This is a genomic window from Micromonospora sp. NPDC048843 (assembly GCF_040649965.1).
Classification (GTDB): domain Bacteria; phylum Actinomycetota; class Actinomycetes; order Mycobacteriales; family Micromonosporaceae; genus Micromonospora; species Micromonospora hortensis.
This window is the reverse complement of record NZ_JBEZGJ010000229.1, coordinates 1-9221: the sequence shown is the minus strand read 5'-3', so window position 1 is coordinate 9221 and position 9221 is coordinate 1. Positions and strand designations below refer to the sequence as shown.

Here is a 9221-nt window from a genome sequence, read left to right as displayed (position 1 = left end):
GGCCCGCCGGCGGGAGCGGGCGGCGGCGGGCTGCGAGCGGCGGCGGGCTGCGAGCGGCGGCGGGCGGAGCGGGCGGCAGGGTGCGAGCGGCGGCGGCGGGCGGGCGGCGGACGGCCGGGGTGGGAGCGGGTGGCAGGGCCGAGACCACACAGCATTGGTACGGAGTATGTGTTGCTGGCCCATGTGCCGGGGAGCACACAGCTCGTAACTTCTTGCGCCATGACGGCAGAACCCGTGGTGGTCCCCCACGTCGTGCAGGTCGACCTCTCCGGTCGGACCGCCCTGGTGACAGGGGGCGGCGGCGGTATCGGGCGGGCGTGTGCCCTGCGGCTGGGCGCGGCCGGCGCCAAGGTGCTCGTGGTGGACCGCAACTTGGAGGCGGCCAAGGCGGTGGCCGCCGAGGTCGGTGGCCGGGCCGAGGGCGTGGACCTGTCCGACGCCGCGGCGGTGGATTCACTCGACGTGGACGTGGACATCGTGGTGAACAACGCCGGGCTCCAGCACGTCGCGCCGTTGCAGGACTTTCCCGTCGAGCGGTTCGAGTACATCCAGCGGGTGATGGTGGAGGCGCCGTTCCTGCTGATCCGCCGGGCGCTGCCGCACATGTACGACCGGGGCTGGGGGCGGATCGTCAACATCTCGTCGGTGCACGGGTTGCGTGCCTCGCCGTACAAGGCGGCCTACGTCTCGGCCAAGCACGCCCTGGAGGGGTTGTCGAAGGTGGTCGCGCTGGAGGGCGCGGCGCACGGGGTCACCGCCAACTGCATCAACCCGGCGTACGTGCGTACCGCGCTGGTGGAGAGCCAGATCGCCGACCAGGCTGCCAGTCACGGCATCGACGAGGCCGAGGTGATCGAGAAGATCATGCTGGCGCGGGCCGCGATCAAACGGTTGATCGAGCCGGAGGAGGTGGCCGAGCTGCTGGCGTACCTCTGCTCGCCGCCGGCGGCGTTCATCACCGGGGCGTCGATCGCCCTCGACGGGGGCTGGACGGCCAACTAGTGGGGCTGAGCACAATGTCGACCATGTCTTCGCCGGTGGAGTTCCTGGAGCTGCTCGCCCGAGAGGCCGCGACGGTCGAGTTCGAGGGACCGCTGGTGGCCGCACGGGCCGCCGGGCTGCCGCCGGACCGGCTGGCCGAGCTGGAGCAGGCCAAGTCGGTGGCGTTGCGGGTCCGCGCGCTGCTGGAGCGTCGCCGCCGCCGGGAGAGCGAGCTGTCCGGCCTGTACGACACGGTCAGCGACCTGGCGGGGCTGCGCGATCTGGACGACGTGTTGCGGGCGATCGTGCACCGGGCCCGTCACCTGCTGGGCGCGGACGTGGCGTACATGACGCTCAACGACGACGAACGTGGCGACACCTACATGCGGGTGACCGACGGGTCGGTCTCGGCCCGTTTCCAGCGGCTGCGCCTGCCGATGGGCGCCGGTCTCGGTGGCCTGGTGGCCCAGTCCGGCGCCCCGTACGTCACCGCCAACTACGGCGAGGACGCGCGCTTCCACCACACCGGTGAGATCGACGCCGGGGTGGGCGAGGAGGGTCTGGTGGCGATCCTGGGGGTGCCGCTGCGGCTCGGCTCGACCTCGATCGGGGTGCTGTACGCGGCCAACCGTTCGGCGCGGCCGTTCGTCCGGGAGGAGGTGGCGCTGTTGGTGTCGCTGGCCGCGCACGCCGCGGTGGCGATCGACACCGCCCGGCTGTTGACCGAGACCCGTTCGGCGTTGGCCGAGTTGTCGGCGGCGAACACCACCATCCGGGCGCACAGCAGCTCGGTGGAGCGGGCCGCGGCGGCACACGACCGGATGACGGCGCTGGTGCTTCGCGGCGGCGGCGTGGAGGACGTGGCGGCTGCGGTGACCGAGGTGCTGGGCGGCGCGCTGCTGGCACTGGACGCCGAGGGCCGCCTGCTGGCCCGGGTGGGTGAGATCGAGGAGCCGGACCGCGCGGACATCGTCGAGGCGGTGGCCGCGTCCCGGACCGAGGGGCGCAGCGTACGCCGGGGTCCGCTCTGGTACGCGGCGGTGGTGGCCGGCGCGGAGAACCTGGGTGCCCTGGTGCTGCGCCCGGACGACGAGTTGGTCGACGCCGACCAGCGCATCCTGGAGCGGGCCGCGTTGGTGACGGCGCTGCTGCTGCTGTTCCGCCGGACGGTCGCGGAGGCGGAGGGGCGGGTGCGTGGCGAGTTGCTGGACGACCTGATCGCCCGCCCGCTGCGTGACACCGACGCGCTGCGCAGTCGGGCCCGTCGGCTCGGGGTGGACCTGGACGCGCCGCACGTGCTGGTGGCGGTGGGCGACGACGCGATCGCCGCGACCGGCTCGGCTCGGCAGCGGGTGCTCTCCTGGGCCACCACGTACGCGTCGGCGCGCGGCGGGCTCGCCGCGGCGCGCGACGGCCGGGTGGTGCTGATGTTGCCGGGGTTGGACGCGGGCGGCAGCGCCCGCGCGGTGGCTCGGGACCTGTCCCGGGTGACCGGTCGACCGGTGACCGCCGGGGCGAGTGGCCCGTCGAACACGCCGGCGGCGCTGGCCGGGACGTTCCAGGAGGCGGACCGGTGCCTGACTGCCCTGGGTGCGCTGGGCCGTGCCGGGCAGGGCGCGAGCACAGTGGAGTTGGGCTTCGTCGGGTTGTTGCTGGGCACTGTCGGTGACCGGGGCGAGAAGGACGTGACCGAGTTCCTCAGCGCCACCGTCGGGCCGGTCCTCGACTACGACGCCCGGCGCGGCACGGCTCTGGTGAAGACGCTGGAGGCGTACTTCGGGGTGGGCGGCAGCCTGGCCCGGGCCGCCGAGCAACTGCACGTGCACGTCAACACGGTGACCCAGCGGTTGGAGCGGGTCGGGCAGTTGCTCGGCGTCGACTGGCAGCGGCCCGAGCGGGCGTTGGAGGTGCAGCTCGCGCTGCGCCTGCACCGACTGCGCGCACCGGCCGGCTGACCAGAACCGAGAAGCTGACCGGAGCCGGTCGGCGGCACGAACGCCGCCGACCGACACCAGCGCACACCACAGCCGCCGACCGGGCACCCGGCGTCAGCGGGCCTGGATGCCCTCCAGCACGGCGTCCACTACCCGTTCGGGCAGGGACTGCTCGTCCAAATCAGGGTTCCACTGGAGCACCCGCTGGATCAGCATCGGCCCGGTGAGCAGAGCCATCGTCACCTCGACGTCGATGTCGGAGCGGAGCACCCCCTCGTCGATGCCGCGCCGCAGCACCTCGCGCATCAACTGCCGGCGGGGCGAGATGATGTTCTGGTAGAGCTGGAACTGGTCGGCGCTGCGGTTCACGGCGGGTGCCAGGCAGGGCATGATCTTGGCCGCTCGCGGATCGACGTTCTTGCCGATCGCGCCGACCAGCAGCACCAGGTCGTCGCGGACGGAGTGGCCCGCCGGCTGGGCCAGGACTCCCTTGAGGCGGCGCAACGCGTCCAGCAGCAACGCGTCCTTGCCGGCCCAGCGGCGGTAGATGGTGGCCTTGCCGACCCCGGCGCGGGTGGCGATCGCCTCGATCGAGAGCGCCTCGATGGTGCTGCCCTCGGCGAGCAGGTCGAGGGTGGCCTCGATGATCGCCTCGTCGGCGCGGATGCTCCGCGGTCGACCGGGCGACCGCGGAGCATCGGCAGTGGACGTCATGTCCGCCATCCTCCCCGAACCTATGCCGTGCCGGCCAGCTCAGGCTCGGCGACCGGCGCCGCCGGGGCGACGCTCGTGTCCTCCTTGCCCGGCATCCAGCGCAGCACCACGATGATCCCGAGTGCGGCGATCACCGCGGAGAGCCCGGCCGCCCAGTGCATGGCGGTGACGAAGGCGTCGTTGGCCGCCGAGATCAGCGCCGGCGCCGCCGGCCCGAGCTGGCCCGCCGCCGCGTACGCCCCGGAGATCGACTCGTTGGCCGCGTCCTGGGCCTGCGTGGGCAGACCGGTCAGCGCGTCACCGATGTCGCTGCGGTAGACGGCGGAGAGCACCGAGCCGAGGATGGCCACGCCGAGCGCGCCGGCCACCTGGCGGATGGTGTTGCTGACCGCGGAGCCGACCCCGGCCTTCTCCCTGGGCAGCGCCGACATGATCGACTCGGTGGCCGGCGGCATGATGTTGGCCATCCCGGCGCCCTGGATGAGGAAGACGAGCAGCACGATCCAGATCGGGGTGGAGGCGCCGATGAAGACGAACGCGCCGAGTGACACCACTGTCAGCACCAACCCGACGGTGGCGACGGCCTTGCCACCGTAGCGACGGACCATCGCGGCGCTGCGCGGCGCGAAGACCAACTGGGCGCCGGCGAAGGGCAGGAAGAGCAGACCGGTCTGCAACGGGCTGTAGTCGCGCACCAGTTGCAGGTAGAACGAGCCGAAGAACATCGAGCCCATCGCGGCGAAGAACACCAGGCCGACGATGGCGACCGGCGCGGCGAACCGGGGCACCTTGAACAGTCGGACGTCCAGCGACGGGTGGTCGCTGCGCCGCTCGTGCTGGACGAACCAGGCCAGCACCGCGACGCCGAGCAGGATCGAGCCCCAGGCCACCGGGCGGCCGAAGCCGTGCTCGCCGCCGTCGATGATGCCGTAGGAGAGGGCGACCAGGCCGACCACGGAGAGCAGCACGCCGAGCACGTCGATCCGGCCGGGCCGCGGGTCACGCGATTCGGGGACCAGCAGCGCGACCAGGACCACGCCGGCGACGACCACCGGCACGTTGATCAGGAAGACCGAGCCCCACCAGAAGTGCTCCAGCAGCGCGCCGCCGAGGATCGGGCCGATCGCCACGGCGAGACCGACAGCGCCGGCCCAGACCCCGATGGCCCGACCACGCTCGCGCGGGTCGAAGACGTTGGAGATGATCGACAAGGTCACCGGCATGATGGCCGCGCCGCCGACCCCCATCAGGGCGCGGGCCGCGATGAGCTGTCCGGGGCTCTGGGCGTACGCGGAGAGCAGCGACGCCAGGCCGAACAGAACCAGACCGATCATCAGGAAGCGCTTACGGCCGGCGCGGTCGCCGAGCACTCCGAAGGTGAACAGCAACCCGGCGAAGACGAGCGTGTAGGAGTTGATGGACCACTCCAGCTCGCCCTGGCTGGCGCCGAGGCCGTGCACCGGGTCGGCCAGGGTGCGCAGGGCGACGTTGAGGATCGTGTTGTCGAGGACGACCACGAGGAGGCTGATCACCAGCACCCCCAGGATCGCCCACCGCCTCGGGTGTCCGGTGTTGTTGTGCAGCTCCATGCCTTGCTTTCCCCCCACGCTGATCACCCGCGACGAAATACGATACGGGTCAGACTCGTAACGCGGATCAGCCTACGACGGGTATTAACGATACGGCACCGATCCGTATCGTATGTGGTGGGCATCACGGCCGGGCACGACCGCCAGGCAGGCGTCGACGGCCTCCGTCAACGTCCCGAGACGGACCGCCGGACGGCCGAGCGGCTCGATCCAGCCCGGCCCCGCGCCGTACACCCGCAGGAGCGGAAAGTCCCGGGCGAAGCGCACCAGGCGGTACGCGCGGCCGGTGAGCGGCGTCTGCGACCACAGCACGACGGTGCGCGGACGGGCGCGGTACACCGCGCTGGTGAGCGCGGACCAGGGCAACGCGGGGCCGAGGTTCAGACAGCCGCGGCCCTGCTCGCGCAGCGCGGCGGCGAGCGCCAGCAGACCCAGGCTGTGCGCCTCCTTCTCGGCGCCGGCCAGCAGGACCCCGCCGGTGGGCAGTGACCGGCCCGGCTCCCGGCGATACGCGTCGAACCCGACCCGGACGCCCTCGAAGAGGGCGTGCTCGATGACGATCTCGGCGGCGGTACGCCCCGACAGCCGGGCCAGCAGCGGACGGCAGACCTGCTCCCAGAGCGCCGGCACGCCCCACGCCTCGACCAACTCCAGCACCAGCGTCGCGACGCCGTTGGCGTCCAGGTCCTCGGCCGCCAGCGAAACCTGCTTGTGCGCGATCTCCACGGCCTCCGCCGGCATCGGATCGGTCAGCACCAGACGTACCCCCGGGTAGACGTTCTCTACCCGGGGGTTCGCTCGGAGGGCGCGTGGCGGATGCGCCGTCGTGTGAATTTCAGCGGCGGCGGGCCGCCAGCCGGTGGGCCAGCGCGGCGACGCTGCCCCAGATGCCGCGTCGGAACAGCACCACGACGAGGACGAAGATGCCGCCGGTCACCAGGCCGATCGCCTCGAACCCGGAGAACGACAGCCAGTCCTCCAGCCGGACCACGAGGGCGGCGCCGAGCACCCCACCCCAGAGGGTGCCGATCCCGCCGAGCACCACCACGATGACCGCCTTGCCGGAGGTGGTCCAGTGCAGCACGTCCAGCGAGACGAACCGGTGGCCGACAGCGAACAACCCGCCACCGAGACCAGCGATGAACCCGGAGAGCACGAACGCGGTGAGCTTGTAGCGGTGCACCGGGTAGCCCAGCGCCCGCGCCCGCGCCGGGTTGTCCCGGATGCCGACCAGCACCCGACCGAACGGTGAGTGCACGATCCGCCAGGCGGCGGCGAGCCCGAGCAGCACGATCGGCAGGATCGCGTAGTAGAAGAAGTAGTCGTCGGTGAGGTCGACGCCGAACAGCTCCCGGGGCACCCCCTGGAGGCCGTTCTCGCCCTGCGTCACCGAGCGCCACTCGTTGGCGACGTAGTAGACCATCTGCGCGAAGGCCAGGGTCACCATGGCGAAGTAGATGCCGGTCCGCTTGACCGCCAGGTACCCGATCGGCACCGCCAGCACTGCCGCGGCGAGGGCCCCGGCCAGCACCGCGAGGGGAAACGGCAGGCCGGCGTGGATGGCCACCAGCCCGGTGACGTACGCGGAGGTGCCCCAGAACGCGGCGTGCCCGAAGGACATCAGCCCGGTGAAGCCGAGCAGCAGGTCCACCGCCACGGCGAACAGCGCCCAGCAGAGGATGTCCACAGCGACCGCCGGGTAGAGGCCGTTGGGCAGCCACGCCGCGACGGCCAGGCCGACGGCGAGCAGCGCGTACCGGACCCAGCCGGGGGCCCGGGCCACGGCGATCAGCCCGGACGGTGGCGTCGAGCGGGACGCGTCGGTGGGAGTGTCCACTGTGTTTGTCATGCGGGGGCCTCCTCCCGACCGAACAGGCCGGCCGGGCGCCAGAGCAGCACGCCGGCCATCACCACGAAGACGATCGTCTGCGAGACGAGCGGGAAGTTGGAGAGGTACGCCTCACCCCACGCCTGCACGAGTCCGATGCCGAAGCCGGCGGCGACCGACCCGAAGATCGAGCCCAGCCCGCCGATCACCACCACCGCGAACACCACGATGATCAGGTCGGCGCCCATCAGCGGGTTGACCGCGCGCATCGGCGCGGCCAGCACACCGGCGAGGCCGGCCAGCCCGATGCCGAAGCCGAAGACAGGGGTCACCCACCGCCCGACGTCGATGCCGAAGGCACGGGTCAGGTCCGGCCGTTCGGTGGCCGCACGGACCACCATGCCGATCCGGGTCCGGGTCAGCACCCACCACACCGCGACGCAGAGCAGCACCGCGAAGCCGAGGATGAACACCCGGTACGTCGGGAAGTCGAACAGCCCGAAGTCCACCGACCCGCTCAACAGCGACGGCGTCTCGTACGGGCTGGACTGCACGCCGTAGCGCAGCTTCACCAGGTCCTGGAGGATCAGCGTCAGACCGAAGGTGAGCAGGAAGTTGTAGAGCGGGTCCAGTTTGGTCAGCCGGTGGATGACCGCGCGTTCCAGTGCCATGCCCAGCAGACCCAACCCCACCGGCATGATCACCAGGGCGGCCCAGAACGGCACACCCGCCTCGCTGAGCAGCACGTACGCCCCGAACGCGCCGAGCATGTAGAACGCGCCGTGGGCGAAGTTGACGACTCGCAGCATGCCGAAGATGACAGCGAGCCCGAGGGCGAGCAGGGCGTAGAACGCCCCACTCACCAACCCGTTGAACGTGTTCTGCGCGAATGCGCTCACAGCGTCACACCCGTTCGCGACTGCGGGGCTCGCACAACCGGCTCACTCCTCGCGCTCACAGCTTGCAGTCCGCCGAGGGCGCGCGGAACGCCTCCGCGGCGGGGATCGTCTTGAGCACCTTCACGTAGTCCCACGGCTCGGCGACCTCGGACTGCGGCTTCACCTGGGCCAGGTACGCGTCGTGCACCACCCGGTGGTCCTCGGCGCGGATCTTGCCGTTGCGCAGGAAGACGTCCTCGACAGTCTTGCCCTCCAGGCCCTTGACCACTGCGTCCGCGTCGTCGGTGCCGGCGGCCTGCACCGCCTCCAGGTACTGCAACGCCGCGGAGTAGTTGGCGGCGTGCGCGAAGGTCGGGCGGGTGCCGGCCTTCTGCTGGAAGCGGTCGGCGAACTCCCGGTTCTTCGCGTCGAAGTTCCAGTACCAGGCGTCGGTGTACGTGGTGCCGGCCAGCGCCGCCGGGGTGAGCGAGTGGATGTCGGTGAGGAACATCAGCCCCACCGCCAGGCCGACGCCCTTGTCCCGCAGCTTGAACTCGTTGTACTGCTTCACCACGTTGACCAGCTCCGCGCCGGCCTGCATGGCGCCCAGCACGTCCGGCTTCGGGTTCAGGTTGGGCGCCTTGAGCAGGAAGGTGGAGAAGTCACCACTGGTGTTCGGGAACGGCGCCCCGTCCCTGCCGACGACAGTGCCGCCGGCCGCCGTGATCGCTGCGGAGAAGCTCTTCTCCATGTCCTGACCGAAGGCGTAGTTCGGGTAGAGGATGTACCAGTTCTTGCCGATCTGCTCGGTGGTGGTCCTCCCGGTGCCGTTGGCCAGCATGTAGGTGTCGTACGCGTAGTGGAAGGTGTACTTGTTGCAGCTCTTGCCGGTCAGGTCGGTGGTCGCCGCCCCGATGTTGAAGTAGAGCTTCTTCTTCTCCTTCGCCACGTCGGCGACCTTCAGCGCGGCCGACGAGGTGGGCACGTCCAGGATCAGGTCGACGCCCTTGCGGTCGTACATCTCCTGGGCCTTGGAGTTGGCCACGTCCGGCTTGTTCTGGTGGTCGGCGGTCTCCACAGTGATGTCGGTGGTCACCGCCTTGTCGCCGTACTTCGCTGTGAAGTCGGCGATGGCCATCTCCACCGCCGCCACCGAGTTCTTTCCGGACAACTCCGAGTACGCCCCGGACTGGTCGTTGAGCACGCCCAGCACGATCTTGTCGCCGGTCAGCTTCTGGTCGCCACTCGACTGGGGGCCACCGCCGCCGCACCCGGCGGCCAGCACCACCACGGCCGA

The 9221-nt window shown here is 71.1% G+C and carries 8 protein-coding genes; 2 read left to right on the top strand and 6 right to left on the bottom strand.

The features are described 5' to 3' along the window. Nucleotides 1–219: 219 nt before the first annotated feature. A complete protein-coding gene (locus tag AB0C20_RS32685; RefSeq protein WP_357187071.1) occupies nucleotides 220–1002 on the top strand; it encodes a 3-hydroxybutyrate dehydrogenase in 783 nt (260 codons plus the stop codon). Nucleotides 1003–1016: 14 nt separating this feature from the next. Further along, nucleotides 1017–2936 (top strand): helix-turn-helix domain-containing protein, encoded by a 1920-nt coding sequence (locus AB0C20_RS32680; RefSeq protein WP_357187074.1) that lies wholly within the window; start codon nucleotides 1017–1019, stop codon nucleotides 2934–2936. Nucleotides 2937–3029: 93 nt separating this feature from the next. Here AB0C20_RS32680 and AB0C20_RS32675 read toward each other — a convergent pair whose 3' ends face one another. The 6 genes from AB0C20_RS32675 to AB0C20_RS32650 all read right to left on the bottom strand — a co-directional run bounded on the left by AB0C20_RS32675 (nucleotide 3030) and on the right by AB0C20_RS32650 (nucleotide 9215). Next, entirely contained in the window at nucleotides 3030–3638 is a 609-nt protein-coding gene (locus tag AB0C20_RS32675; RefSeq protein ID WP_357187077.1) for a TetR/AcrR family transcriptional regulator, read from the bottom strand. Between the two features lie 11 nt (nucleotides 3639–3649). Next, nucleotides 3650–5218, bottom strand: a complete 1569-nt coding sequence (locus AB0C20_RS32670; protein ID WP_357187470.1) for an MFS transporter — start codon at nucleotides 5216–5218, stop codon at nucleotides 3650–3652. An 84-nt stretch (nucleotides 5219–5302) separates the two neighbouring features. Further along, entirely contained in the window at nucleotides 5303–5974 is a 672-nt protein-coding gene (locus AB0C20_RS32665; protein ID WP_357187080.1) for a transcriptional regulator, read from the bottom strand. Nucleotides 5975–6053: 79 nt separating this feature from the next. Next, complete coding sequence (locus tag AB0C20_RS32660) at nucleotides 6054–7067, bottom strand: branched-chain amino acid ABC transporter permease (protein WP_112583339.1); 1014 nt, start codon at nucleotides 7065–7067, stop codon at nucleotides 6054–6056. Then, nucleotides 7064–7945, bottom strand: coding sequence for a branched-chain amino acid ABC transporter permease (locus AB0C20_RS32655; RefSeq protein ID WP_357187083.1), 882 nt, complete (start codon nucleotides 7943–7945; stop codon nucleotides 7064–7066). The genes AB0C20_RS32660 and AB0C20_RS32655 overlap by 4 nt, the downstream gene beginning before the upstream one ends. A gap of 55 nt (nucleotides 7946–8000) precedes the next feature. After that, the gene (locus tag AB0C20_RS32650) at nucleotides 8001–9215 is read right to left on the bottom strand and encodes an ABC transporter substrate-binding protein (RefSeq protein WP_357569441.1); all 1215 of its coding nucleotides are present in this window, start codon (nucleotides 9213–9215) and stop codon (nucleotides 8001–8003) included. Nucleotides 9216–9221 lie beyond the last annotated feature (6 nt).